Raw genomic sequence first — 25052 nt, forward strand, 5'->3', positions numbered from 1 at the left:
GACCTACGACCCGAAGGCTGAGGTCCCAAGCCCCCCGAAGCGCATGCCTTCCGGCGATGTCAGAGGGTCCGGATACCTTCGGGGGGGGGCGCGAACATGGTGGGCCGGCACGGCATGCGCACCGGCAGCGGCGGCCCGCCCGTCCGCTACGAGGCGATCGAGCGCTGCCTCGCACGCCTGGCCGCGCACGCAACCGAGTTGGGGGCCTCCGTCCACATGCCCCGCATCGGCTGTGGCCTCGCGGGCGGTACGTGGTCCCGCATCGACCCGCTGATCCGCGACGGCCTGTGTGCGCAGGGGATAGCCGTCACGGTGTACGACTTCGGCTAGACCGCCGGGCCCTTGCGATCGGGCGGTCCGAAGGGCACGGGTCTGGTCCATACCGGGTGCGCGGGGCCGGTCGTGGGCGTGGGGTGGGGGTGAGGGGTGCGCAGGGTGCCACGCTCGTCGGTCATGGATGTGAGCACCTTCTACGCCCTCTTCTCCGCCACCTGCTTCACCCTGGTGGGCCTGTGGTGGAACGTGGTCCAGAGCCACCACGACTGGATGCGCGACGCGGCACAGCGGCGGGTCGTCGGCGGGATCTACCTGTCCTTCCTGCTGCCCGCCCTGATGGGCCTGTTCGCCCAGGTCGGCGGTGTGGAGCAGCCGCAGGTCTGGCGTGCGGCCTTCGTCGTCCTCGCGGTGGTCGGCTGCGCGTCCACCCTGCGGCTGCTGGCCCAGGTGCGCGGCGACCGCTTCCTGACCTGGCAGCAGGCCGCCGCCGCCCTGCTCTACGCCCTGATCGCCGTGGTCGGCGCCTTCCCCGAACTCGCCGACCCGGCCGGGCTGCGCCCCATCCAGGCCGAGGCCCTGATGCTGATCTGCCTGATCGTGCTGGGCCACGCCCTGGTCTGGCGGTTCATGGCCGGCGAGGGCAGGGCCGCCGAGGAGCAGTAGTACGGACACCCCCTAGGGGGCCGGGGGCCGGGTGGTCGAGCGGGTCCGTCGTGCCCGCGCGGGGGCCGGGGGTGAAGCCCTTGGCCGTCCCCGAACGGTCAGCGTTCGATGATGACCAGGGGGATCTCGCGGGGTGCGGCCGCCGACTGGTGGTCCTCGTAGGCGGGCCACAGGGCGGTCATGGCCTCCCAGTACGTCTCGCGCTCCGCCGGGGTCGCCGTGCGCGCGCGGGACTGCGCGGTCAGGGCGCCGACCTGGAGGCGGACCTCGGGGTGGGCGGTGAGGTTGCGGTACCAGGAGGGGACGCCCGGCGTGCCGTCGGCCGCGGTGGCCAGGACGATGTGGCGGCCGTCGTCCTTCGCGTAGATCAGCGGGGTGCGGACGGGCCGGCCGGAGAACCGGTCGACGGTGGTCAGCAGGAGTGTCGGTACCCCGTGCCACAGGTGGCCGTCGGCGCCGGAGCTGTCCACGTAGGCGCGCACGTGCGTGGAGAGCTGTCCCGAGGGCGGATCGGCGGGGTGGTCCCAGTCGACGCTCGTGGCGGACCGGGCGGACTGGGTGTGGGAAGCGGCCTGGGCGCGCATCGTTGTCGTCCCTTCGGAATCGGCCCCCGCGCGGGCTAACGAGCATCCACCGATTCTGGATGCGCAGCGGCCCGCACGCACCTCGGGGCGGACCGGGAGCCGGTCCGCCCCGCTCCGGGCCCGCCTACGGGAGGTAGCGTTCGAGGGCCCTCGCGCCCTCCTTCTCGATCATCTGCCGAGCCTTCTCGACCCGTTCCGGCGTGACGTCCTGGCCGCGCGCCATGACGAGGTCCTCGGGGTCGAAGGGGTGCTCGGACCCCGTGTAGAGGTGGGCGGGGCGCTGGGGCTGCTGGTCCGATTCACTGTCCATGGCTACCTCCTGCTGTGTCCCCCTGGCCCCATCCTCCGGCCGCACCCCCATGAACGCACCTCGGCGTCACGTCGACAGGGCCAGCGCCGCCGTCAGGGCGACGATGGCGCCGCAGATGCTGAGGTTGGCGGTCCTGTGCTCCCAGAACACCGCCACGAACTCGCGGATCGTCGCGGTCGGCCAGAAGTACCGCGCCGTCGGCGATCCCAGCACCTGGCCGTTCACCCCGGCCTTGCGGGCCATCATCGCGGCGCGGAAGGCGTGGAAGTTGTTGGTGACCACCACGCAGCGGTAGCCGGGGTCCTCCGCCTCCATGATCTCCCGGCTGAACAGGAGGTTCTCCTCCGTCGTGCGGGAGCGGTCCTCCAGCTGCAGGTGCTCCGGCGCCACGCCGCCCTCGGCCATCAGCCAGTCGGCCATCGCCCGGGCCTCCGCGAGCTTCTCGTCCGTCCCCTTGCCGCCCGAGGCCAGCAGCAGCGGAACCCGTCCGCCCCGGGCGATCTGGGCGTCGTGGATCTGCTGCCCCTTGCGCAGCCGCGAGGCCAGCAGCGGCGGGACCCGGTCGCCGCCGATCAGACCGGAGCCGAGCATCACCACGTAGTCCACGTCCCCGCGCACCTTGATCCGGCCGTAGAGGTAGGCGTAGGCCAGGAAGCAGACGAAGAGGAAGGAGACGTACGCGACGAGGAGGACCAGCCCGGCCACCACGGCGTCCATGGCGGGCGGTCCGGTGTCGGCCGCCACGAAGATGAAGGCGATGAGGAGGAAGATCGCCACGCCCGCGGCGAACGACAGCAGGTTGCCCGGCCGGCGGCCCTCCTTGCGGATCATCGTCAGACCGTTGCCGATCAGGAAGACGCCGAGGGCGAGCGTGCCGACCGTGGGCACCAGGAAGACCGCGAGGATCACGGTCTCCGCCAGCACGGGCGGCAGGTGCCCGACCTGGAAGAGCAGGCCGAGCGAGGTGAAGATGAAGGTGAGGCCCAGGTAGACCGCGTTGCGGAAGCGTCGGCGGTCCTCCCGGACGCTCACGCCGAAGAGGACGAGGAAGAGGGCGGCGGGTACGAAGGCGTACATGCCGCTCATCGTAAGTGTGGAATACGCCTGTTCAGCGGCCCTCGTGCGGTGTGCGGCGGACGGCCCGCCCGGCCAGGACGTCCGTCCTGAGGCCGTCCGGGACGACGAAGCGCCCGTCGATCAGGACGTGCGGGATCCCGTGCGGCAGTCGACGATGCGGCCCTCGTGGATCCCGACGGCGGCGATGCAGGAGGGCCCGCCCGTGCCGTCGACGACGCGGGCCCCGCGGATGACCAGGTCCGTGGTGGTGGGAAGGCTCCTCTGAGGCTTAGAAGAACGTCCGGACGTACTCGGTGACCGTGCCGTCGGCCGCCACCACCGGGATCAGCGGCCACTTCTCGAAGATCGTGCACGGATGGGACATCCCCAGTGCCACCCAGTCGCCGACCTGCACGTCGTCGGCGGAGTCGGTTTCCAGCCAGGCGTGCTGGTCGGAGAGCTTGAGGACCCGGATCCCGGTGGCCGGGCGCTCGGCGCCGGTGAGCGGGTCGCGGACCAGCTCGGCCTCGGGCAGTCCCAGGTCGTAGGCGATGTCCCGCTTGCCGGCGTTGACGAACGCCTGGGTGGGGGAGGGGCGGGAGACCACCTGTGTCCAGAGCCGGAAGGCCGGGCGCAGGCCGCCCTCCTCGGGGATCCGGTTGAAGGGGGTGAGGCGGGTGTACCAGCCGTGGTCGTGGGAGACGTACGCCCCCGAGCGCAGCAGCTTCAGGACCGGCCGGGAGAGCTCCGGGAGCTCGGCGAACACGTCCGCGACGGCGTCGAACCAGGCCGAGCCGCCCGCGCTGACGACGATCTCCTCGATCCCCCCGAACCGTCCGGCCCCGTCGAACTCGACGGCCAGTGCGGTGAGCCGGCGCAGGTAGGCGTGCACGGAGTCCGGCTCGGCGCCGGGCACCTCCGCCTCGTACCCGGCGATGCCGACCAGGCGCAGGGTGTCCGTCCCCGCCACCGCGTCGGCGACGGCCCGGCAGTCCTCGTCGGTACGGGCCCCCGTGCGGGCCCCCTCCCCGGCGCCGAGCTCGACGACCACGTCGACCCGCTGCGGCTGCCCCTGCAGGGCCCGGTCCATGAGGTGGACCCCGCGCACGGAGTCCACGTAGCAGACGAAGCGGAAACCGGGGTCCGCGGCGAGCTCGGAGGCCACCCAGCGCAGGGCGGCGGCGTCGACGAGCTCGTTGGCGAGGAAGATCCGCTGGATGCCGAACGCCCGGTAGACGCGCGCCTGGTGGGGGACGGCTGCGGTGATGCCCCAGGCCCCGTGCTCCAGTTGGCGGCGGAACAGCTGCGGGGCCATGCAGGTCTTGCCGTGCGGGGCGAAGGCGAGGCCGTGGCGGGCGGCGTAGGTGCCGAGGGCGGCGAGGTTGTGGCTCAGCGCCTCGGCGTCGAGGGTGAGCACCGGGGTCGTGAACCCGCCGGTGTAGAGGCTCCGTCGCTGGGCGGTCAGCTCTCCCACGGTCAGGCCCGCCTGTCCGGCGTCCGGGGGGAGGCCCTTGAACCGGTGGTCCACCGGCTCCTGGGCGAGGGCCTGGACGGGGTCGCTGGGCATGTGCGTGTGCCTCCCGGGGCATTGCGGATGTTGCGTACAGTGCAACAGTCGTTGCGTGCACCGCTGCATGCTGTCTAACATCCCGGATGACGACGGGTCAACGGGTCCGGGTTCCGTACGGAGGTACGCGCAGTGAGCCAGTCGGTGGAGCGGGCGCTGCGGATCCTGCCCGCCCTGGCCAAGGGCCCGGCCGGGCTCGGCGAGGTCGCCGAGGTGCTCGCCGTGCACAAGAGCACGGCCCTGCGGCTGCTGCGGACCCTCCAGGAACACGGCTTCGTGTACCGGCAGGGCGACGGGCGCTACCGGCTCGGCGCCTCCCTCTTCGCGCTGGCCGCCGAGTCCATCGAGAACCTCGACGTGCGCGACGTCGCGCACCCGCACCTGCTGGAACTGAACCGGGTCACCGGGCACACCGTGCACCTCGCCCTCCACCAGGACGACGAGGTCGTCTACGTGGACAAGGTCGACAGCCGCTACGCGGTGCGGATGTACTCGCGCATCGGCCGGCCCGTCCCGCTCACCGTCGCCGCCGTCGCGAAGCTGCTGATCGCCGACCTGCCGGAGGCGGAGCGCCGGGCTCTGGCCGCACGCATCGACTACCCCGCGTACACCCCCCGCTCCACCCCCGACGCGGCCGCGTACCTGCGCGAGCTGGACCTCGTACGCGCCCAGGGGTGGGCCACCGACATCGGCGGCCACGAGGAGTCCCTGAACTGCCTCGCCGCCCCCGTCCGCGGACCCGACGGCCGCGTGGTCGCCGCGATGTCCGTCTCGGCCCCCGGAGTGGTCCTCTCCGTCGCGAGCCTGCTCGAACTCCTCCCGCTCGTACGGCAGACCGCCGACGCCATCGGCCGCGAGTACTCAGGCTCGGGCCCCGTACCGGAACCGGAAGAAGACAGGCCATGACCGACAAGATCGCGATCGTCCCCGCCACCCACACCGAGCCGCCCGCGAGGTTCTCGCACGGCGTCCGCAAGGGCAACATCCTCCAGGTCGCCGGCCAGGTCGGCTTCCTGCCGCACGTGGACGGCCGGAAGCCCACGCCGGCCGGCCCCACCCTGCGCGAGCAGACCCTCCAGACGCTGGAGAACGTCCGCTCCGTCCTGGAGGCGGGCGGCGCGACCTGGGACGACGTGATGATGCTGCGCGTCTACCTCACCGACACCACGCACTTCGAAGAGATGAACGAGATCTACAACGCCTACTTCGAGGAGCAGAACCTCAAGGCGGCCCCCTCCGCCCGCACCACGGTGTACGTGGGCCTCCCCGGCGACCTGCTGATCGAGATCGACGCCCTCGCGGTGCTCGACGCCTGACCCGGCGCACCGGCCGGCGGGGCGGGGCGGACTCGCGTGCCGCCAACGCCCGTCGCCGGGCCCGCGGTCCGGGGCCGGGCGGCCGCCGCAGCGCATTGGGTACCCTCACGGGTGACTTCGGGGCGCCGGCGGGGGCCGGGACGCCGTTAGCAGGGACGGATCCTCATGAGCAGCGCACCTTCGCCAGGCATCTTCCAACCGCTCAAGGCGGACGACCCGGAGGTGGTGGGCGGCTACCGGCTCGCGGCGGTGCTCGGGGCGGGCGGCATGGGCAAGGTGTACCTCTCGTACACGCCCGGCGGCCGGCCCATCGCCATCAAGGTGATCCGCTCCGAGTTCGGCGAGGACCCCGAGTTCCGGCGGCGGTTCCAGCAGGAAGTGCGCTCCGCCGAGCGGGTCCAGGGCCTCTACACCGCCCCGGTCATCGACTCCGACACCGAGGGCGCCCAGCCCTGGCTGGCCACCGCCTACGTGCCCGGTCCCTCCCTCGCGCACGCCGTGGCCCACCACGGCGCACTGCCGCCGCGCAGCGTCCTGCTGCTGGCCGTCGGGGTCGCCGAGGCCCTGACCGTCATCCACGGCGCGGGCATCGTCCACCGGGACCTGAAGCCCGCCAACGTCCTGCTCGCCTCCGACGGCCCGCGCGTCATCGACTTCGGCATCGCCCGCGCCGCCGACACCACCGCCCTGACCAGCACGGGCGTCAGCATCGGCACCCCGGCGTTCATGGCCCCCGAGCAGGCCTCGGCGGGCACGATCACCCCGGCCACCGACGTCTTCGCCCTCGGCCAGATCGCCGCCTTCGCCGCGATCGGCTCCTCCGTCTACGGGGACGGTCCCTCGCACGCGGTGCTCTACCGGATCGTGCACGAGGCCCCCGACCTGGGCGGGCTGCCCGAGGAGCTGCGGCCCCTGGTGACCCGCTGCCTCAGCCGCGACCCGGCCGACCGCCCGGCGCTGACCGAGGTCATCGCGCTGTGCAACGAGGCCGCGGGCACCGAGCCGCTGCGCCAGGGCGAGGACTGGCTGCCGCGCGCGGTGGCCGGTTCCATCACCGAGCGGGTCCAGCTGCTGCCCGCCCCGGCGCCCACCCCGCCGCCGCGGCCGGCCGCTCCCGTGCCGACGGAGGTCTCGGCGCAGCCGCCGGCGCCCGGCTACACCCCCACCGGCCTGGCCGCCGCCGCTCCGCACGCCGCCCCGACGCACGCCGCCGCCCCGACGCACGCCGCCCCGACGCAGGCCGCTCCGGCGCAGCCGGGGCCGAACACGCCGCCGCCGGGCTACGGGACGCCGCCGCCGTACGGGCAGCCCACGCAGCCCTCGTACCAGCAGCCCTCGTACGGGTACCCGCAGCAGCCGCGCCCGCAGCCCGCGTACGCGCAGCCGACGTACAGTCAGCCCGGCCCCACCCAGCCCGGCTGGGGGCAGCCCGGCTACCCGCCCGCCCCGGCCAAGCCCAAGCGGACCGGCCTGATCGTGACCCTGTCCGTCGTGGGCGCGGTCATCGGGCTCGCCGTCCTCGGGTCGCTGCTGCCCGACTCCGACAAGGGCGGTACGGGCGCGCAGCCCAAGGGCGGGTCGAGCGCGAGCGCCGCGCCCGGCGGGTCCGAGCAGCGGACCGACCCGCAGCCGGTCGCGTACAAGGGCATCGACGTGCCCGAGAACCACCAGCTGATGCTCGCCGACAATCCGCCGCGCCCGGCCAAGAAGGAGGGCGGCGGGGGAGTGATGTACGACGGCGGGGACCTCTACTACTACCGCGACTCCATGTTCGGCGACGAGAAGTTCGGCAGCGCGAACGGCAAGCTGGTCCTGCTGAACAACGCGGAGAAGGGCTCCCTGGAGACCTGCCGTGCGGTGACCCGCTTCACCGAGAAGATCGGCCTCGATCAGCTCACGGACGGTTCGCAGGTCTGCGTCCTGAGCGACGCGGGGCACATCGCGGTGGCGACCTTCCGCGGGAGGTCGGGTGCGAAGGAGCCGAGCCGCTACATCACCCTCGACCTCCAGATCTGGCGCAACGCCGAGGAGGCGAAGAAGGACTAGCCGCGGCCGGCTCCCGCGCATGCGAAGGGGCGCCCCCCTGGCGGTAGGGCGCCCCGGTTCACGGGGTGACGGGCGCTACGGGCAGTACTGCGCCTGCTTGCCGATCGACCGGTACATGCAGTCCGCGTTCTCCAGGAGCTGCAGCACCGCCTCCTTGTTGCGCGTCGTCTCGCGGTCGATGACCTCGTCCGGCGGGTAGAAGCCGCTGCTGCCGGAGTCCGTCGGGTACATCTCGAAGGTGTAGGCGAAGATCTTCTGGTTGCCCCACAGCCAGTCGTCGATGGTCCCGTCCGTGATGTACAGATCGCTCGACTGCTCCGGCGTGTAGCCGTTGCTGGCCGCCATGCTGGTGCCGATCTTCTTGTACACGGCCAGGTCGTCGGTGGTCAGTCCGGGCGCGGTGTCGTTGTAGGTCCACCCGAACGGCCACAGCACGAGCTCGCTGTACGTGTGGAAGTCGATGGCGGCCTTGATCTGCTGCTTGCCGCCGATCACCCGGCTGCGCACGAAGTCCGAGACCACCTTGGCCTCGGGCGTCGACTCGGCGGCCGCGCCCCGGTAGGTCTCGGAGCTCTTGCTGCTGCTGGAGCCGCCGCAGCAGCCCCACTTGTAGTTCCAGTTGCGGTTCACGTCCGTACCGACGTAGGAGGAGCCGGAGTTCGGCTGCCGGTTCTTGCGCCAGGAGCGGTACGAGCCGGAGGCGATGTCGTACTCGCCGCCGTCCGGGTTGAGGTCCGGGACGATCCAGATCTCGCGTCCGTTGACCATGTTGGTGATGCGCGAGTCCGTCCCGTACTTGGAGCCGAACTCCTTGAGCAGGTACAGGGCCATCTCGACGGTCAGGTGCTCGCGGGCGTGCTGGTGCGCGGTGAAGAGCACCTCGGGCTCGGCCTCGTCGGTCCCGACGTTGTCGCTGATCTTGATCGCGACCAGGTCCCGGCCCTCGTACGACTTCCCGATGACCTGCTTGCTCATGATGGCGGGGTACTGGGCGATGCGCTGGTTGATCTCCGCGTTCGCCTCGGCGTAGTTGTGGTAGAGCGCGTCCTTCGACGGGAAGTCGTTGATCCCGGCGGCGATGTCGCGCTGGTCGCGGCGGTCCGGCGGTCCGGGCAGCGCGGTCAGCTTGTAGCCGAGGGCGCGCAGCGCGGTGGCCTGCATGGGGTCGGCGCTGACGACGACCGAGCGGGCGTCCACCTCGTCGATGGAGACGCCGGTACGGAGCAGGGCGGTGCGTTCGGCCGCCGTGGCCGGGCCCTGGATCTCGTACTGGCCGATCGCCTCGTCCTGGGTGGCGGTCGACGGGGTGGGCGGCGGGGCTGCCGTCGCGCTCAGGCCGTAGGCGGGTGCGCCGAGCGCGAGCGCGAGAAGGGCCGCCGTGACGGCGGCCCTTCGGCGGTGGTGGAGCCGCATGCGTTCTCCTGGGTGGGAGTGTGGGGGTAGCCGTGCGGACGCGCACAGCGTGCTCTCATGGCATGTCCGGGTCAAGAACCTCAAACCAGCCACCCCCACACACCTACCGGCTACGGCAGGCCGTGGACCTTCGGACCCACCGCGTTGGACCAAGCGCCACCCGCTTTGGCGTCCCAGTTGGTCGACCAGGTCATCGCGCCGCGCAGCCCCGGGTAGGTCTTCGACGGCTTGAAGGTCCCGCAGCCCGTACCCCGGGCCAGGCAGTCCAGGGCGTTGTTCACGATGGTCGGCGAGACGTAGCCGCTGCCCGCGCCGCTGGGGGAGGCCGGGACCCCGAGGCCCACCTGTGAGGGGTCGAGCCCGCCCTCCAGCTGGATGCAGGCCAGCGCGGTGAGGAAGTCCACCGAGCCCTGGGAGTAGACCTTGCCGTCACAGCCGAGCATGGCGCCGGAGTTGTAGTACTGCATGTTGACGACGGTGAGGATGTCCTTCACGGCGAGCGCCGTCTTGAAGTAGCCGCCCTGCGTCGACTGCATGTCGATGGTCTGCGGGGCCATGGTGAGGACGAACGAGGGGCCGGCCTTCGCCGCCAGCGCGCGCAGCGCCTGGGTCATGTAGGTCGGGTTCAGGCCGTTCTCCAGGTCGATGTCGATCCCGGTGAAGCCGTACTCCTGCATCAGCGCGTACGCGGAGTTCGCGAGGTTGGTCGCGGACGCCGAGTCGTTGACCGAGATGGTGCCCTTCTCGCCGCCGATGGAGAGGATGACGGACTTGCCGGCCGCCTTCTTCGCGGCGATGTCCGCCTTGAACTGGGGGACCGTGTAGCCGCCGAGGCCGGCCGAGTCGAGGTTGAAGGTGATGCCGCCGGGCGTGCTCGTGGCGTCCGCGAAGGAGACGGCGATGATGTCGTACTGCGCGGAGACGTCGGAGACCTTCTGGACGGTCGCGCCGTTGTTGAAGTTCTGCCAGTAGCCGGTCACCGCGTGCTTGGGCACCGACGGGTTCGGGTTGCCGCCCCCGCCGCTCGTGGTGGTCCCGGTGACGGCCGCGCCCTTGGCGCCCTCGCCGGCCGCGTTGTACGCGCTCACCTGGAAGGAGTACGAGGTCGACGCGGCGAGCCCGGTGATCTGCGCGGAGGTCCCCGAGGTCACGGTCTGGACGCGGACGCCGTCCTGATACACGTAATACCCGGCGGCCCCGCTGACCGTGTTCCACGAAAGGGTGAGCCCGCTGGAGCTCTGGCCGGAAACGGCGCTGCCGGACGGTGCGCCGGGGATGGTCGGCGAGGGGTCGGTGCCGCCTCCGCCGTCGGGGCCGAAGACGCTGAACTCGTCGACCACGAAACCGGGCTGGCCGTACCAGCCGTGGGTGTAGACGGTGACCTGGGTGGTGCTCGGACCGGTGGTGAAGGTGGTGGACAGCTTCTGGAAGCCGCCGCCGGTGCCGGGGGTCCAGGTGGAGACGTCCTGCGTGCCGGTCCCGGTCGCGCCGAGGTACACGTACGAGCCGTTGACCTGCTCGCTGAGCGTGTAGGTCGAGTTCGGCTTGACGGTGACGACCTGGCTGCACCGGGCGTTGTCCTGGCCCGACGGGGTGGCCTTGAGGGCGCCGGCCCCCGCGAAGACGGGGGAGGAGACGACGGCGCCGCTGCCGGACGCGCACGTCCAGTTGGCGAGGCCGGACTCGAAGCCGCCGTTGCGGACGACGTTGACGTCGGCGGCCTGGGCGGTGCCGGCGGCCAGGGCGCTGAGCCCGGCGGCGGCGAGGGTCACGGCGAGCGGGATGGCGAGGGAGCGTATGCGGTTCACGTGGGCTCCGGTGGGGGGAGTGGGGAAGTGAGGACGCGTCGGAACGGGTCGTGGAGCTGGTTCGGGGCAGGTGTGGGGCAAGTGGGGTGCCCCGCAGCCAAGTTGGTCTAGTCCAATGTCCCTGTCAAGAGTGTTTGCAATATGGCTTGAACTGATCGACCCGCACGCCGTCTTGCGATCCTTGATGTCCGGATTTTCCCGCCCTCCGTGACACGTGCCCGTGGCACGGGAATGTGCAAGGCCCTGCCCTGTCAGGAAGGACGTGGATATGGTGCTGGGGCAAGGGGGAAGGGTGTTGATCGTTTGCGGTCGCGCAGCACGCGCGCACCGGCCACGGTCAGGGGAACGCCCGTGGATGTCCGGGTGAACGGGGGGATGCGCATGCCGATCGCCATTGCTGTCACCAGCGCCGATCTGGTGCTGCCGGCCCCGGACCGGCACACCCCGTCCGCCGCCGTGCTGCCGCCGCCCGAGGAGCTCGACCTGGAGGGCGCGCTCGCCCAGACGGCCGGCCTGCTGGAGCGCCACGGCCACCTGGTGGTGCTCGTGCCGACCTGGCTCCGCGCCTCCGCCGTCCGCCGGCTGCACACCGTCCGGGCCATCCTGGAAACCGACCGGATCGCCCTCGTCGACGTCGATCTCCCGCCCCTGGGCACCGCCCTGCTGGTACGTCAGCTGCGCCAGCTGAGCGTCTGCGACTTCAGCCCCGGGGTGCTGGCCTCGGCGGCCCGGCTGCTCACCCACTACATCTACGCGGGCGCGCTGCTCGGCTCGGTCGCCAAACTGGACCGGGTGCCCGTCGGCCTGAAGGCGCACGCCAAGTCCTGGTCCCCGAGCGCCCAGTTCGCCGTACTGGCCCATCCGGTACCGCACCTGGTCAAACTGGGCTCCGGCTCCGGCGGCGCCCACGGAGGCGGCCCCGCGCTGCCCCCGGGCCCCGACTTCGCCACCCACCTCACCTTCGCCCGCGGCCAGCTCACCTCCGACTGGGTGGCCTCCGAGCTCGCCCCCGCCTGGCGGGTCCAGGGCGTCATGGAGAACCCGCTGCCCGCCGACTCGGCCGCCTGGTGGGCCACGCCGAAGCTGGTGGAGTTCGCGGCCGCCATCCCGGACCCCTCGGTGCTCTACCAGCTCGTCGCCTCGGTCCGCCGCGAGGAATGCCGCTGGTGCGGCTTCGAGCTCATCGGCGACCGCTGCGGCTTCTGCGCCGCCCCACTTCTCGCACCGCAGCCGCCCCCGACGGCACCGGCAGGCGATGCCGCGGCCGCGGCCCGGCTCCGCCCCAGATCCAGATCCAGACACTGACCGGCCCGAACGAATGAAGAACGGCGAGGTAAGACGGCCATGAACTCACGCCAGCGCCGCGGCGTCATCCTGCTGATCCTGTCGGTCCTGTGCGCCCTCGCCGCCTTCGGCGGCGTCCTCGTCGTGGTGGGAGACGTCAACTCCAAGGTGGGCAACGAGGTCGTCGCCTACCGGGTGAAGAGCGACATAGCCCCGTACACGCCCCTGGCGGCCGCCCAGTTCGAGCAGGTCACGGTCCCCAAGCGGTGGCTGTCCGAGACCGCCGTCACCGACCTGGGCACGCTCAAGGACAAGCTGGCGCTCACCTCCCTGAAGAAGGGCTCGCTGCTCCAGAGCGACATGTTCGTCGACAAGCCGAAGCTCCAGGCCGGGGAGCAGGAGATCGCGATCATGATCGACTCCTCCACCGGCGTGGCCGGAAAGGTCACCCCCGGCGCCAAGGTCAACATCATCGGCACCTACAAGGGCAAGAAGCCGACCGACCCCGACGTGTCCGTGCTCATGGTGGCCAACGCCCGCGTCATCAACGTCGGCAAGCTCACCCCCATCGACAGCAAGGACCCCGACAAGAAGAGCCCCGTCGACGCCGTCCCGATCACCTTCGCCCTGTCCACCAAGGACACCCAGCGCGTGGCCTACGCCGAGTCCTTCGCGGTGCACGTACGCCTGGCCCTGGTGGCCCCCGGCACCGACTCGGCGCCCAGCCCGGGCGACCACTTCTACACCCTCGAAGGGGACCGGTGAGGCGCCGATGACCACCCGAATCCTCCCCGCGGTCGGCGACCCCGAGTCCGCCCGCGTCATCGCCACCCTGCTCAGCCAGCTCCCGGGCGCCGAACCGGCCGCCCCGGTGCCCGACTCCACCTTCCTCCTCGACACCCTCGCCCGGTACGCCGGAGAGTCGATCGACGAGCTGCCCGAGGTGGTCCTGGTCCACGAGCGGATCGGTCCGCTGCCCGCCCTGGACCTGATCCGCGAGGTCGCCCTGCGCTTCCCCGCGGTCGGCGTCGTCCTGCTCACCTCCGACGCGAGCCCCGCCCTCTTCTCCGCCGCCATGGACTCCGGCGCCCGCGGCCTGATCGGCCTGCCCCTCGCCTACGAGGAGCTCGCCGCCCGCGTCCAGGCCGCCGCCCAGTGGTCCGTGGGCGTACGCCGCCACCTGGGCCGGGGCCCGGACCTGCCCAGCGGCCCGGGCGGCAAGGTGGTCACGGTCACCGGGGCCAAGGGCGGGGTCGGCGCCACCTTCGCGGCCGTGCAGTTCGCACTCGCCGCGGTGGCGGCGGGCCGCCGTACCGCCCTGCTCGACCTGGACCTCCAGGCCGGCGACGTCGGCTCGTACCTCGACGTGCAGTTCCGCCGCTCCATCGCCGACCTCGCCGGCATCCAGGACATCTCCCCGCGGGTCCTCCAGGACGCCGTCTACGACGACCGCACCGGGCTCGCCCTGCTCCTGGCCCCGGCCGAGGGGGAGCGCGGCGAGGAGGTCGACGACCGGGCCGCCCGGCACGTGATCGCCGCCCTGCGCGCCCGCTACGAGGTGGTGGTCATCGACTGCGGCACCCAGATGACCGGCGCCAACGCGGCCGCCGTGGAGCTCGCCGACACGGCCGTGCTGGTCGTCACCCCCGACGTGGTCGCGGTACGGGCCGCCAAGCGGATGGTCCGGATGTGGGAACGGCTCCAGGTCAGGAAGGCGGAGGAGACGACCATGGTGGTCAATCGCTGGTCCAAGCAGACCGAGATCCAGCCCGCCCTGATCGAGAAGATCACCAAGACCCGGGCGGTGCGCACCCCCGTGCCGGCCGCCTTCAAGGAGCTCCAGGCCGTCGTCGACGCGGGCCGGGTACAGGACCTCGACAACCGTTCGACGGTCAAGCAGGCCCTGTGGGCGGTGGCAGGCGAACTGGGACTGCTGACCGCCCCGGAGACCGGGGACGCCCCGCCGGCCGAGCCCGGCGCGGCCCTGGCCGTACGCGGCTCCGGTCCGGTGGCACGCCTGCGCGGCCGGGGCGACCGGGGCTCCGTCGCGCCGTGGTCGCGGCGCGGGCGGGAGGGCTGAGGGGTGGCGGGTCGCAGACGGTTCCGGTGGCGGGAGCGGGGGGACCAGGGGCAGGTCGTGTTCGAGTTCGTCGGCATGCTGCCCTACATCCTGCTGACCGTGGTGGCGGTCTGGGAGATGGTGCTGATCGGCTACGCCTTCTCCCTGGCCGGGAACGCCGCGGACGAGGCGGCCCGGGCCGGCGCGGTGCACGGCGCCGGCGCGTGCCAGGAGGCGGCGGGCGAGCACATCGGTGGCGCCTGGACCATGACCGCTACCTGCACCCCGTCCGGGAACCTCTACACGGCCGAGGTCAGTCTCAACCTCCCCGTCCTGTTCCCGGGGTTCAACATCGGCGTCCCCATCACCGGCACCGGCGGTTCCCCGAACGAGGAGAGGTGAGATGAACCGGATCCGGATCAGCGGGCTCATCGGTCTCAGCGGGCTGCGTGGTCTCCGCCGTCTCCGCGGGCTGCGCCGCGGCGACCGCGACAGCGGTCAAGTCGCCCTGGAATACATCGGCTTCCTCCCCATCCTGCTGCTCGTCGGACTCGGCGCCATGCAGCTGGGCTGGTCCGCTTACGTGGTCCAGCAGGCCCAGACGGCCGCCCGCGCGGCGGCCCGCGTGGAAGCCCGCTCTCCGGGTGACGGCGCGGCCGCCGGCCGTGCGGCGATCTCGGACAACCTCGCGCGGGGAGCGCGGATCGAGCGGGCCAGGACCCGGGACGCGGTCAGGATGACGGTGACCCTGACGATCGAATCGGTCGTGCCCGGCGTGGCCGACCGGACGGTCCGCCGGAGCGCCGTCATGCCCAACGACGACCTCGAGGTGACCGGACCATGAGCCTTCGTTCCCGGGTCAACACCCCCGACGAGCGGCACAATCCGCGCGAGGACGGCCGCCTGGTCTCCTCGTACCGGGCCAAGCTGCTGGAGGAGATCGACCTCGCCGAGATGTCCGCGCTCGCGCCCGCGGAGCGCCGCGCGCGCCTCGAGCGCGTGCTCGGCCACATCATCAGCCGCGAGGGACCGGTCCTCTCCACCGTCGAGCGGGCCCAGCTCATCCGCCGCGTCGTCGACGAGGCCCTCGGCCTCGGCGTGCTCGAACCGCTCCTCGAAGACCCCACCATCTCCGAGATCATGGTCAACGGCCCCGACCAGATCTTCGTGGAACGCTCCGGCCGCGTGGAGCAGCTCCCGCTCCGCTTCGCCTCGCACGAGCAGCTGATGCAGACCATCGAGCGCATCGTCTCCACGGTCAACCGCCGTGTGGACGAGGCCAATCCGATGGTCGACGCCCGCCTGCCCAGCGGCGAGCGCGTCAACGTGATCATCCCGCCGCTCTCCCTGACCGGCGCCACCCTCACCATCCGCCGCTTCCCCCGGGCCTTCACCCTGCACGAGATGATCGGGCTCGGCTCGCTCGACGAGCAGATGCTGATCCTGCTGTCCGGCCTGGTGACCGCCAAACTGAACGTGATCGTCTCCGGGGCCACCGGCACCGGCAAGACCACCCTGCTCAACTCCCTCTCCGGACTGATCCCGGAGGGCGAGCGCATCATCACCATCGAGGACTCCGCCGAACTCCAGCTCCAGCAGGCGCACGTCATCCGCCTCGAATCCCGCCCGCCGAACGTCGAGGGCAAGGGCCAGATCACCATCCGCGACCTGGTCCGCAACTCCCTGCGCATGCGCCCCGACCGCATCATCGTCGGCGAGGTCCGCGGCGGGGAGACCCTCGACATGCTCCAGGCGATGTCCACCGGCCACGACGGCTCGCTCGCCACCGTGCACGCGAACAGTGCGGTCGACGCCCTGATGCGCCTGCAGACCCTCGCCTCCATGTCGGAGGTGGAGGTCCCCTTCGAGGCGCTCCAGGACCAGATCAACAGCGCCGTCAACGTCATCGTCCAGCTGACCCGCTTCGGCGACGGCATGCGCCGCATCACCGAGATCTCCCTCCTCGACTCGCACGGCCGCGAGCCCTTCCGGATCACCACGGTCTGCCGCTTCGCCGCCCAGCCCATGGGCCCCGACGGCCGCGTCCACGGCCGCTTCGAGTACTACCCGCTGCCCCGCTGGCTCGCCGACCGCCTCTACATGAACAACCAGCCGATCCCGCAGGCCTTCGGGGTCGCACCGGCGGACGCCCCCTTCGCCGACCCGCTGACCGATCCGCTGGCCGGCCCCCTCCCCGCCCGCATCACCCGGACCGCCCTGTGAACCCACTGATCTCCCTCACCCTCGGCGCCGCACTGCTGACCTGCGTGCTGGCCGTCCTCGGCATCCACGCCTACGCCACGGGCCGAGCCGAGCGCGCCGCCCTCATCGAGCGGCTCTCCGCGACCGGCCTGCCGGCCCCGCTCGGCCGCCGGCGCCGCTTCCCGGGCGTGGACCGGCGCCTGCGCAGGACCAAGCTCGGCCGCACCATCGAGCGCAAGCTCGCCGTGACCGGCCTGGACCTCACCGTCGGCGAGTACTTCGTCTACATGCTCGCCACGGTCGCCGGGATCTGGCTGGTCGCGGCCTCCTTCCTGGCCCCGTTCTTCGGCCCGGTCGCCGGACTGATCGCCCTGTGGGGGGCCAACGCCTTCCTCAACTGGCAGCGGGCCCGGCGCACCGAGCGGTTCATCAACCAGCTGCCCGACGTGGCCCGGATCCTCGCCAACGCCACCCAGGCCGGCCTCGCCCTGCGCACCGCCATCGGCATGGCCGCCGAGGAACTGGAGGCACCGGCCGGCGAGGAACTGGCCCGCGTCGCCGACCGGCTCGCGGTCGGGCACTCCATGGAGGAGGCCCTGGGCGAGATCGAGGAGCGGCTGCCCTCGCGGGAACTGGTCGTCCTGGTCTCCACCCTCGTCCTGTCCGCCCGCGCGGGCGGTGCCATCGTCGGCAGCCTGCGCAACCTGACGGTCACCCTGGAACAGCGCAAGGAAACCCGCCGCGAGGTCCGTACGCAGCTGTCCCAGGTGACGGTCACCGCGTACCTGGTCCCGGTCATGGGCGTCGGCTCGCTCCTGCTCGTCGACGCGATGATGCCCGGGGCCCTGGACCGCATGACGGGATCCGTCGTCGGACAGAGCGCCGTCCTGATCGCCCTCGGGCTCTTCGCGCTCGGCTTCGTCTTCATCCGCCGCCTGACCAAGATCGCCGTCTGAGGAGGCCGGAATGATCGCGCTGCTCCTCGCCCTGGCCGTGGCCCTGTCGGTCCTCGGCGTGTTCCACGGCATCCGGCTCTACCGCGCCGACACCAAACTCCCGAGCGACCTGATGCTCGCCCTGGAGGTCGGCGCCACCCGTACGACGGCCGTCGGCTCCCTCATCGACCGCGCCGGAATCCGCTACGCCCCGCTGATACTGCGCCTGATGGGCCCGGACCGGGTGGCGCGCAAACGCCGCCAGATCGACCGGGCCGGCAACCCCTCCGGCCTGACCATCGACCGCTACGCCGCACGCCGCGCCGTCTACGCCTTCCTGGGCGGCCTCGGCGCCTTCGCCATGCTGATCAACGGCCAGCTGGTCCTCGCGCTGGTCATGATCGCCTTCGGGGTGTTCTGGATCGAGGCGGGCCTCTGGTCGGCGATCCGGATCCGCCGCGACCACATCGAGCGGACCCTGCCCGACTTCCTGGACGTCCTGGCCGTGGTCGTCAGCGCCGGGATCGGCTTCCGGCCCGCGCTGGAGCGGGTCGCCGCCAAGTACGAGGGCCCCTGGTCCGACGAGATCCGGATCACCCTGCAACAGATGACCATGGGCGTCAGCCGCCGGCAGGCCTTCGACGACCTGCGCCGGCGCAACGACTCCGAGCAGGTCGCGCAGTTCGTCACCGCCCTCCAGCAGGGCGAGGAACTGGGCTCCCCGATCGTCGACACCCTGATCGCCATCGCCGAGGACATGCGCCGCACCGACGCCCAGAACGCCCGCCGCCGGGCCGCCCGGGCCGTCCCGCGGGCGACCTTCGCCGTCACGACGTTCATGCTGCCGGGAACGATGATCCTCCTCATCGGCGGCTTCGTGTACGGAGCCGACGTCGACTTCAGCGGCCTGTTCGGGGGCGGGTGAGCCATGACCGCCTCGCTGGACGTCACGGCGTTCTCAGCCGTGCGGGACCGGCTGACCGCACGGCCCGCGGCGCAGCTGCCGATCGCCCTCCAGGTCAACGCCCTGCAGGCGCTGTGCCGCCAGGTCTTCGCCTTCCGCCTCGTGATGATCGCCCTCGGCACCCCGGTGGTCCTGAGCCGCACCCCGCCCGGAGCCCCGACGCACCTGGCCGGCGGCGCCGTCCTGCTCACCTTCATGCTGTCCTACCTCCTGTTCCGCGACTGGGAGCGCTTCGGCCCCCTGCTCCTGCGCCACCGCTGGCCCCTGGCCGTCGACTGGATCTTCAGCGGCCTCCTCCTCATCACCGCCACCCCCGGCTCCCCGCTCCTCCTCGCCTCCGTGTGCACCCCGCTGCTGGCCGGGATCGTCTACGGCTGGCGCGGCTCGGCGGTCTACGCCGGCATCCAGGCGGCCGTGGTGGCCGTCGTGGCCGAGGCCCTGATGCTGTCGATGCTCTGCGTCCTGGCCGGCGCGGTCGGAGCCAGCCTCCGCGACCTGCTCCTCCGCTTCGGCACGGCCGGCCAGGCCCTGCTGGAGACCCGCGCCCGGCTGGCCGTCGCCGAAGCGGTGCAGGCCGAACGGGACCACCTGGCCCGGGAGCTCCACGACTCCGTCTCCAAGACCCTGCACGGCCTGGCCCTCGCCGCCGACTCCCTGACCCGCACGACGGACCCGGCGGCCCTCCGCAGCCGGGCCGACCTGGTGGCCGGGGCGGCCCGCCGCGCGGTCGCCGAGTCCCGGGAGGTACTGGCCGACCTGCGGCGGGACCTGGACGCGCCGGGGGTGTCCCTGGCCACGGAACTCCGGGCCCGGGTCGACCTCTCGGCCGCTGAGCTGCGCGTGAGCGGCACCCTCCCGGTGGTGCCGTCCCCGGTGGCCCGGCACCTGCTGGCGATCGCGGGGGAGGCGGTCGAGAACGCCCGCCGCCATGCCGGCGAGGCCCGGATCACGGTCGAGGCGGCCGCCGACACCGCCGACCTGGTGCTCCTGATCGAGGACGACGGCCGCGGCCTCCCGGGCGGCGTCGACCTCGCAGCCCTGCCCGGCGCGGGCCGCTACGGCCTGCTCGGCATGACCGAGCGGGCCGCCGCGATCGGAGCCCGCATCGACATCGGTGCCCGTCGGGATGGACGGCCGGGGACCCAAATCCGGCTGACCCTGCCCCTGTCCGCCCTCCCCGCGGGGAGGGAAGCCTGATGGCGGCGGCCCCGCTGCGCGTGCTCATCGCCGACGACAACCCGGTCGTACGGGCAGGCCTGGCCGCCCTGCTGGCCACGGTAGGCGGCATCGAGGTCGCAGCCGAGGCCGCGGACGGCCGCGAAGCCCTGCACCTGACACGGCTCCACACCCCCGACGTCATCCTCCTCGACGTCCGGATGCCCGGCGTGGACGGCATCTCGGCACTACCGCACCTCGTACGGCTGGCACCGGTGCTGATGCTGACGTACAGCCGGGAGTCGGAGATCGTCCGCGAGGCCCTGCTGCTGGGCGCGGGCGGCTACTTGGTGCACGGCGAATTCACGCCGGACCACCTGGTCGCAGCCGTCCGCGACGTCCGCGCGGGCCGCGCCCACTTCAGCCCGACGGCGGCGAGCGCGGTGCTCACGGAACTCCGGGCCTCTTCGCATCCGCAACGAACTGTGGGACAGTCTACGGAGCGTCTTCCCAACCATGCTGTCTTCGGGCTGAGTTCGCGTGAGGAGGAGGTCATGGATCTCATCGCTTCCGGCATGAGTAACCAGCAGATCGCGGCGAGTTGCTTTATCAGCGAGAAGACGGTCAAGAACCACATCAACCGGATCTTCGCGAAGCTCCAGACCGCCACGAGGAGCGAGGCGATAGCCCGTTGGCTGGGAACCGCCCGTCCGGGGGTGGCTGGCCATGGGTAGACGCTGTGCGCAGTGGGTCCGTAATTGGGTCCCGGGACCCTTTGCAACTGCTGGTGTCACGACGTACCGTCCGCGGATCGACATCGGCGCCAGGTCTGGAGAGGACTCCCATGCAGAACCTCAAGCTGCTCAAGGCGATCGTCGAACGGAAGAACCGGCTGCGGCGGGGTGCGGACGAGGGGCAGACGGTCTTCGAGTATCTGGGGATCATCGTGATCATTGCGTTGATCATTGCGGCGATCATCGGGTCTGGGCTCGCGGCCAACATCGCGAACGCCATCTCAGCGGTATTGACCGATATCACCAGCTGATAGGCGTGACAGCCTCGCGTGATCGGGGCCAGGTTCTCCCCTTCTACGCTGCGATGATGGCATGCCTGCTCTTCGCTGCGTTGGCCTTCGTCACCGTCGGGATGGCGGGGGCCACGCGCAGCGATGGGCAGGGCGCCGCCGATGCGGCGGCACTCGCGGCCGCCCAGGAGGTCAGGGACAACGCGCTCACGGGCTGGAATCTCCTCATCCTCACACCAGAGGATTGGGAAGCGATTATCAGGGGTCGTCGCCTCGTAACCGAGGGTGCCTGTTCCAGGGCAAGCGATTTCGCCAGTACGAACGAAGCAACTGTTTCGGAATGTGACGTCGACGTACCGGAGTTCACCGTCTCTGTGACGACGAGCCGCGCGGTCGGGGACTCGGTCATCCCGGGGACCGAGAACATGCGTGGCCAAGCCACGGCAACGGCCGTGATCGAACCGCGGTGCTCCCTACAACCCGCGTCCACCCCGCCACCGCCCGAGGGTGGCGGGGCTGTCGACATTAAATGCCGTGACGGCTCGGTGATCATCGTGAATCCGTCAGATCCTGGATCTTTGTACGAGCTGGCGAGGAAACTCTTCGTTGTGCGACTGAGCGACTGACACCGAACGAGAGACAAGGAAACGGCGTACATGAGCATGCGGCAGAAGGCGAAGGTCCGCGGGGGAGCGGCCGTTGTGGTTGCGGCGGTCTTGGCCCTCGTGTTGGCCGGGTGCGGAGGTGGCGACGACCAGGCAAAGGAGCCGCAGAAGTCCGCTACTCCTCAGAGCCAGGGAAGCGACGCTTCGCAGCCCGCACCCGCCCAGTCGAAGGGATCGGAGTCTGTTGAGGTCATAGCCACATCGCAAGGCCCAGCGGGTGTGATCTTGGAGATCAACTCGGCTGTGCGCAACCAAGACGGATACCTCACCGTCACCGGACGGATCAAGAACACGGGCTCCTCGACGTTCTCGCAGATGGCTACATGGCGTGGTGACGAGAAGACTGCCAGCCCGGCATCGATCGCTGGGGCCACTGTGGTCGATACGGCAGGCAAGAAGCGGTACTACGTGCTGCGTGACACTGAGGGTAGGTGCGCGTGCACCACCGGCCTGACGCCTATCAAGGCCGGGGAAAGCGTCCCCATCTTCGCGCAATACCCTGCGCCGCCGACAAGTACGACCGAGGTCGCGTTCGGCTTGCCGAGCTTCGCCGCGGCCACCGTCAAAATCTCCGGGTGACTCCATGACTCAACGCCATCGCACCACAGCTGCAATAGCCGTCGCCGGCCTCGTCATCGCAGGGGCCCATTTCGTTGGCGCGACCAGCGCCTACGCGGACGATGTCACGCCGTCTGTGCCTCCCGGTACTGAAGCCTCGGCCTCTGCGCCGACGCCCGTCAAGTCCGACTCCCCAGGGTTGAAGCTCCCCCAGGGCGGCATCCTCGCGGCCCCCAAGGTCCTCGACATGGTCGAGGTGGTCGAGGACATCGGCGGCGAGGAGCGGCGCCAGGAGACCAACCAAACCGTCATGATGGCCCTGCAATCCGAGGTGATGTTTCCCGAGGACAGTGCCATCTTCAACGCCCAGGCCGCCGCCCGTATCCAGGCCATCGCGCAGGAGATCAACTCCCAGAAGGCCACCACCGTCCGGGTCTTCGGTTTCACCGATGACCAGGGCACGTACGAGCACGGCAAGGAACTGTCCAAGAAGCGCGCCGACGCGGTCCAGGCCGAGCTGGCCAAGACGGTGACCAACCCCGGCGTCACCTTCGACGTGCGCGGCTACAGCGAGGACTACCCGATCGCCGACAACGGCACCGAGGAAGGCCGCAAGAAGAACCGCCGCGTGGAGATCACCTTCCCGCGCAGCACCGGCCAGTAGCTGGATCCGTAGACCTGGCCGCGGCGGACGAACCACCGCGGCCGGGTCAGCGGAGCAGGTCCGGCCGCTGGGTCCAGACGCAGAAACTGCTGTCATCGGGCTTGCAGACGTGGGAGTACGTGTTGCCCGTGATCTGGAGGGTGCTGAGCAGGCCGGCCACGTTGAGGATCAGCGCGCCCCATGCCAGGCCCTTGTTCAGCGGGAGCCGTACGCTCCACAGGCGCTGGACGGGCAGGGACAGGACCGCGGCGCCCAGGGACCAGCAGGCGACCCCCACGACCGGCCACAGGTTGTCGCCGAGAGACATGAGCATCGACAGGTAGAACGCCACGGGCGCCGTGGCGGACGCGAGCGCGATCCGCAGGTTCCGTCTCCTCTGCCAGCGGGACATGCGGGGCGCCGATGCCGGCACCGGCCGCCGGGCTGCCGTACGCGTCCTGGCCCGCGCCCGTGAGGCGCGTACGGCGGCGACGCCCTTCCGGTAGGCCCTGACGGGCCATGGCGGGCCCGTACGCGGTTCCGGTGTGGGCACCCGGCTGGATTCGGGGGAGGTCTGCCATCCGTGCCGGGGGCGGAGCGCGACGCGCATCTCGTGCGCGCTCTGGTACCGGTCCTCGCGCCGTTTGGCCAGGGCCCGGTCGAGAACGGCCTGCATCACGGGCCGGCCCGGCAGGCCCGCCTCGGCGAGGGTGGGCGGGCGTTGGTTCTTGTGGAGGTGGCCGACGAGGAGCTGGTTCGGCTCGGGGAAGACGCGCCGGCCGGTCAGCATCTCGAACAGCAGGAGTCCCACGGCGTACAGGTCGTGCCGAGCCGGTAGCCGCTCCTGGTCAGGGCCGCGGCGTCCGAGAGGACGGAGCGGGCGAGCCCGAAGTCGGTGACCTTCGCCCTCCCTTTTACGGTCAGCAGGACGTTGGCCGGTTTGATGTCCCGGTGCACCACGCCGCGCGCGTGGCTGGCAGCCAGGGCGTTCAGGATCTCGTCGGTGATGCGCACCGCCTCCGCGAACGGTAGGGCTCCGCTGCTCTGGATCCGTTGGTCGAGTGACTGCCCGTCGACGAGTTCCATGACCATGTACGGCACGGGAGGCCCGTCCGGGCGGGGTTCGAGGCCCGCGTGGTGGACGGTGACGATGTGGTTGTGCTTGAGGGTGGCCATGGTGTGCGCCTCCCGCCGGAACCGTTCGACGGTCGCGCGGTCCGAGGCGGGGCCGGGCAGCAAGGTCTTGATGGCGACCTGTTGTTCCAGCCGGGTGTCCCAGCCGCTCTGGACCTGAGCCATCCCGCCCATGCCGAGCAACCCGGCGACACGGAACCGTCCTTCGGCCAGATGCTCGCCGAGTGCGAACCCCAGTTCCCCCCATGGAGTCGATGATCCGACGGTCCGCTTTCCGTCGGCAAGTGGCGTGCCGGTCAGTCCAGCAGGTGGTCTGCCTTGCCGGCCTTGATGTCCCGGATCAGCTGTTGCAGGGCCTCGCGCGTGTCTGTGAGGTACGAGTCCTCCTGGCCGGAGAGGGCTATGTAGCTGTTGCCGTCCCTGTCCACCCCGATCCGGTAGCAGGCGCTGGCCTCAGCGCAGTAAGGGTCTTCCCAGGTGATGTCGGCCATTGTTCCCCTCATAGTTGGCGCGCCAGATGGTGGATGAAGTCACGGGACTTGTCGGGCGCAAGGCTGAGCCGCTCCGTCCAGTCCAGTTGGGCACGGTACTTGGACAGTTGGTCCTCAGCGTGCAGAAAGTCGGGCCCGTGCGTGTTGTCGCTCTGCACGGTGTCGAGCTGCGGAACCGGCCCCTCTAGATAGTTGACCGTCTGGCCGGCGCCGGGGAATCCTCCGGCCTCGAAGGTGAGGACGCGGACGACGACGTTGTCCCGTTCGGAGCGCTGGAGCAGGTGCTCCAGTTGAGCCCGCGCGACTCGGCGGCCACCAAACTGCATCCGCAACGCCGCTTCGTGCAGGACGGCGATGTACTCGGGTGCCGAGTCGCCCTCCAGCACCTGCTGCCGTTCCAGCCGATGCGCCAGCCGGAGCGCGGCATCTGGTTCGGGCAGGGCCGGTACCGCAAACCGGAAAACGGCGAGTGCGTGATCGCTGGTTTGCAGGAGGCCCGGGATGTGTACCGAATGCGCGCACCGGATCCGGCTCGCATGCGATTCGAGCTCCGCGATGTCGAGGATCGCCGACGACAGCTTGCCCCGGTAGCGCTCCCACCAGCCTCGCCTTTGCGGTTGAGCCATGGCGACGAGTGCGTCGATGTACCGCTCGTCGGCACAGCCGCAGCGATCGGCCAGCGACCGGAGGCGATCTTCACTGATGGTGCGGATGCCCTGCTCGATGGCGGAGATCTTGGAGCGGTCGATGCCGAGGAGTTCTGCGGCGGACTCGGCGGACACGTCTGCTGCCAGCCTCAACCTGCGGAGCTCGGCACCCAGTCGCTTCTGTCGTTCGGTCGGCGAGGTCCTTGGGGGCATGGCTGCAGTCTGCCGTGCCAGGGGCCTGCCGATCCACAG

Annotated in this window: 29 protein-coding genes and 1 pseudogene; 19 read left to right on the forward strand and 11 right to left on the reverse strand. The window is 71.1% G+C overall.

Annotated features, from left to right (window positions below; genetic code table 11):
• Positions 1 to 90: 90 nt before the first annotated feature.
• Positions 91 to 330 (forward strand): annotated as a pseudogene (locus tag ACIA8F_RS03925) (Appr-1-p processing protein); the annotation flags it as partial.
• On the opposite strand, the gene ACIA8F_RS03930 reads toward ACIA8F_RS03925, so the two are convergent.
• Positions 327 to 455 (reverse strand): hypothetical protein, encoded by a 129-nt coding sequence (locus ACIA8F_RS03930; RefSeq protein WP_399376550.1) that lies wholly within the window; start codon positions 453 to 455, stop codon positions 327 to 329. The pseudogene ACIA8F_RS03925 and the gene ACIA8F_RS03930 sit on opposite strands and share 4 nt — an antisense overlap.
• On the opposite strand from ACIA8F_RS03930, the gene ACIA8F_RS03935 reads away from it, so the two are divergent.
• Positions 454 to 939 carry a hypothetical protein gene (locus tag ACIA8F_RS03935; RefSeq protein ID WP_399376551.1) on the forward strand — a complete coding sequence of 162 codons (486 nt, stop codon included), beginning with the start codon at positions 454 to 456 and terminating at the stop codon, positions 937 to 939. The genes ACIA8F_RS03930 and ACIA8F_RS03935 overlap by 2 nt on opposite strands.
• A gap of 98 nt (positions 940 to 1037) precedes the next feature.
• Here the strand turns inward: ACIA8F_RS03935 and ACIA8F_RS03940 are convergent, their stop codons facing one another.
• The 4 genes from ACIA8F_RS03940 to ACIA8F_RS03955 form a co-directional block, all read right to left on the reverse strand.
• Positions 1038 to 1523 (reverse strand): nitroreductase/quinone reductase family protein, encoded by a 486-nt coding sequence (locus ACIA8F_RS03940; protein WP_399376553.1) that lies wholly within the window; start codon positions 1521 to 1523, stop codon positions 1038 to 1040.
• Between the two features lie 124 nt (positions 1524 to 1647).
• Positions 1648 to 1833, reverse strand: a complete 186-nt coding sequence (locus ACIA8F_RS03945; protein WP_399376554.1) for a hypothetical protein — start codon at positions 1831 to 1833, stop codon at positions 1648 to 1650.
• A 66-nt stretch (positions 1834 to 1899) separates the two neighbouring features.
• Complete coding sequence (locus ACIA8F_RS03950; RefSeq protein ID WP_399376555.1) at positions 1900 to 2910, reverse strand: YdcF family protein; 1011 nt, start codon at positions 2908 to 2910, stop codon at positions 1900 to 1902.
• A 268-nt stretch (positions 2911 to 3178) separates the two neighbouring features.
• Positions 3179 to 4456: an amino acid deaminase gene (locus ACIA8F_RS03955; protein WP_399376556.1), complete on the reverse strand. Its 1278-nt coding sequence runs from the start codon at positions 4454 to 4456 to the stop codon at positions 3179 to 3181.
• Between the two features lie 132 nt (positions 4457 to 4588).
• On the opposite strand from ACIA8F_RS03955, the gene ACIA8F_RS03960 reads away from it, so the two are divergent.
• The 3 genes from ACIA8F_RS03960 (at position 4589) to ACIA8F_RS03970 (ending at position 7818) form a co-directional block, all read left to right on the forward strand.
• Positions 4589 to 5362: an IclR family transcriptional regulator gene (locus ACIA8F_RS03960; RefSeq protein ID WP_399376558.1), complete on the forward strand. Its 774-nt coding sequence runs from the start codon at positions 4589 to 4591 to the stop codon at positions 5360 to 5362.
• Entirely contained in the window at positions 5359 to 5772 is a 414-nt protein-coding gene (locus ACIA8F_RS03965; protein WP_399376559.1) for a RidA family protein, read from the forward strand. Before ACIA8F_RS03960 ends, ACIA8F_RS03965 begins: the two co-directional genes overlap by 4 nt.
• A 165-nt stretch (positions 5773 to 5937) precedes the next feature.
• Positions 5938 to 7818, forward strand: coding sequence for a protein kinase (locus ACIA8F_RS03970; protein ID WP_399376560.1), 1881 nt, complete (start codon positions 5938 to 5940; stop codon positions 7816 to 7818).
• 75 nt (positions 7819 to 7893) lie between these two features.
• Here ACIA8F_RS03970 and ACIA8F_RS03975 read toward each other — a convergent pair whose 3' ends face one another.
• Together ACIA8F_RS03975 and ACIA8F_RS03980 are read right to left on the reverse strand one after the other, a co-directional pair.
• Positions 7894 to 9231, reverse strand: coding sequence for a M14 family metallopeptidase (locus ACIA8F_RS03975; RefSeq protein ID WP_399376562.1), 1338 nt, complete (start codon positions 9229 to 9231; stop codon positions 7894 to 7896).
• 110 nt (positions 9232 to 9341) lie between these two features.
• A complete protein-coding gene (locus ACIA8F_RS03980; RefSeq protein ID WP_399376563.1) occupies positions 9342 to 11039 on the reverse strand; it encodes a chitinase in 1698 nt (565 codons plus the stop codon).
• 381 nt (positions 11040 to 11420) lie between these two features.
• Here ACIA8F_RS03980 and ACIA8F_RS03985 point away from each other — a divergent pair, with 381 nt between their 5' ends.
• The 14 genes from ACIA8F_RS03985 to ACIA8F_RS04050 all read left to right on the forward strand — a co-directional run bounded on the left by ACIA8F_RS03985 (position 11421) and on the right by ACIA8F_RS04050 (position 22549).
• Positions 11421 to 12344, forward strand: coding sequence for a hypothetical protein (locus tag ACIA8F_RS03985; protein ID WP_399376564.1), 924 nt, complete (start codon positions 11421 to 11423; stop codon positions 12342 to 12344).
• A 39-nt stretch (positions 12345 to 12383) separates the two neighbouring features.
• Positions 12384 to 13088 (forward strand): Flp pilus assembly protein CpaB, encoded by a 705-nt coding sequence (gene cpaB, locus ACIA8F_RS03990; protein WP_399376565.1) that lies wholly within the window; start codon positions 12384 to 12386, stop codon positions 13086 to 13088.
• Between the two features lie 7 nt (positions 13089 to 13095).
• Entirely contained in the window at positions 13096 to 14403 is a 1308-nt protein-coding gene (locus ACIA8F_RS03995; protein WP_399376567.1) for a CpaE family protein, read from the forward strand.
• A gap of 57 nt (positions 14404 to 14460) precedes the next feature.
• Positions 14461 to 14784, forward strand: coding sequence for a pilus assembly protein (locus tag ACIA8F_RS04000; protein ID WP_399376568.1), 324 nt, complete (start codon positions 14461 to 14463; stop codon positions 14782 to 14784).
• A 1-nt stretch (position 14785) separates the two neighbouring features.
• A complete protein-coding gene (locus ACIA8F_RS04005; RefSeq protein WP_399376571.1) occupies positions 14786 to 15226 on the forward strand; it encodes a TadE/TadG family type IV pilus assembly protein in 441 nt (146 codons plus the stop codon).
• Complete coding sequence (locus ACIA8F_RS04010; RefSeq protein WP_399376572.1) at positions 15223 to 16605, forward strand: CpaF family protein; 1383 nt, start codon at positions 15223 to 15225, stop codon at positions 16603 to 16605. Before ACIA8F_RS04005 ends, ACIA8F_RS04010 begins: the two co-directional genes overlap by 4 nt.
• On the forward strand, positions 16602 to 17540 hold the full coding sequence (locus ACIA8F_RS04015) for a type II secretion system F family protein (RefSeq protein WP_399376574.1): 939 nt from the start codon (positions 16602 to 16604) through the stop codon (positions 17538 to 17540). Before ACIA8F_RS04010 ends, ACIA8F_RS04015 begins: the two co-directional genes overlap by 4 nt.
• 13 nt (positions 17541 to 17553) lie before the next feature.
• The gene (locus ACIA8F_RS04020; protein WP_399376643.1) at positions 17554 to 18444 is read left to right on the forward strand and encodes a DUF5936 domain-containing protein; all 891 of its coding nucleotides are present in this window, start codon (positions 17554 to 17556) and stop codon (positions 18442 to 18444) included.
• 3 nt (positions 18445 to 18447) lie between these two features.
• Positions 18448 to 19680: a sensor histidine kinase gene (locus tag ACIA8F_RS04025; RefSeq protein WP_399376575.1), complete on the forward strand. Its 1233-nt coding sequence runs from the start codon at positions 18448 to 18450 to the stop codon at positions 19678 to 19680.
• The gene (locus ACIA8F_RS04030; protein ID WP_399376576.1) at positions 19680 to 20372 is read left to right on the forward strand and encodes a response regulator; all 693 of its coding nucleotides are present in this window, start codon (positions 19680 to 19682) and stop codon (positions 20370 to 20372) included. The genes ACIA8F_RS04025 and ACIA8F_RS04030 overlap by 1 nt, the downstream gene beginning before the upstream one ends.
• A 110-nt stretch (positions 20373 to 20482) precedes the next feature.
• On the forward strand, positions 20483 to 20683 hold the full coding sequence (locus ACIA8F_RS04035) for a hypothetical protein (RefSeq protein WP_399376577.1): 201 nt from the start codon (positions 20483 to 20485) through the stop codon (positions 20681 to 20683).
• A gap of 5 nt (positions 20684 to 20688) precedes the next feature.
• Positions 20689 to 21288, forward strand: a complete 600-nt coding sequence (locus tag ACIA8F_RS04040) for a pilus assembly protein TadG-related protein (protein WP_399376578.1) — start codon at positions 20689 to 20691, stop codon at positions 21286 to 21288.
• Positions 21289 to 21318: 30 nt separating this feature from the next.
• Entirely contained in the window at positions 21319 to 21906 is a 588-nt protein-coding gene (locus ACIA8F_RS04045; RefSeq protein WP_399376580.1) for a hypothetical protein, read from the forward strand.
• A 178-nt stretch (positions 21907 to 22084) separates the two neighbouring features.
• On the forward strand, positions 22085 to 22549 hold the full coding sequence (locus ACIA8F_RS04050) for an OmpA family protein (RefSeq protein WP_399376581.1): 465 nt from the start codon (positions 22085 to 22087) through the stop codon (positions 22547 to 22549).
• A gap of 46 nt (positions 22550 to 22595) precedes the next feature.
• Here the strand turns inward: ACIA8F_RS04050 and ACIA8F_RS04055 are convergent, their stop codons facing one another.
• From ACIA8F_RS04055 to ACIA8F_RS04070, 4 genes are all read right to left on the reverse strand, one after another.
• Positions 22596 to 23339 (reverse strand): hypothetical protein, encoded by a 744-nt coding sequence (locus tag ACIA8F_RS04055; RefSeq protein ID WP_399376582.1) that lies wholly within the window; start codon positions 23337 to 23339, stop codon positions 22596 to 22598.
• On the reverse strand, positions 23312 to 23845 hold the full coding sequence (locus ACIA8F_RS04060) for a serine/threonine-protein kinase (protein WP_399376583.1): 534 nt from the start codon (positions 23843 to 23845) through the stop codon (positions 23312 to 23314). Before ACIA8F_RS04060 ends, ACIA8F_RS04055 begins: the two co-directional genes overlap by 28 nt.
• 113 nt (positions 23846 to 23958) lie before the next feature.
• Complete coding sequence (locus ACIA8F_RS04065; protein ID WP_399376644.1) at positions 23959 to 24153, reverse strand: hypothetical protein; 195 nt, start codon at positions 24151 to 24153, stop codon at positions 23959 to 23961.
• Between the two features lie 8 nt (positions 24154 to 24161).
• Complete coding sequence (locus ACIA8F_RS04070) at positions 24162 to 25013, reverse strand: helix-turn-helix domain-containing protein (protein ID WP_399376584.1); 852 nt, start codon at positions 25011 to 25013, stop codon at positions 24162 to 24164.
• Between the last annotated feature and the right edge of the window lie 39 nt (positions 25014 to 25052).

The sequence above is a fragment of the Streptomyces sp. NPDC051563 genome (assembly GCF_044454225.1).
Taxonomy (GTDB): Bacteria; Actinomycetota; Actinomycetes; order Streptomycetales; family Streptomycetaceae; genus Streptomyces.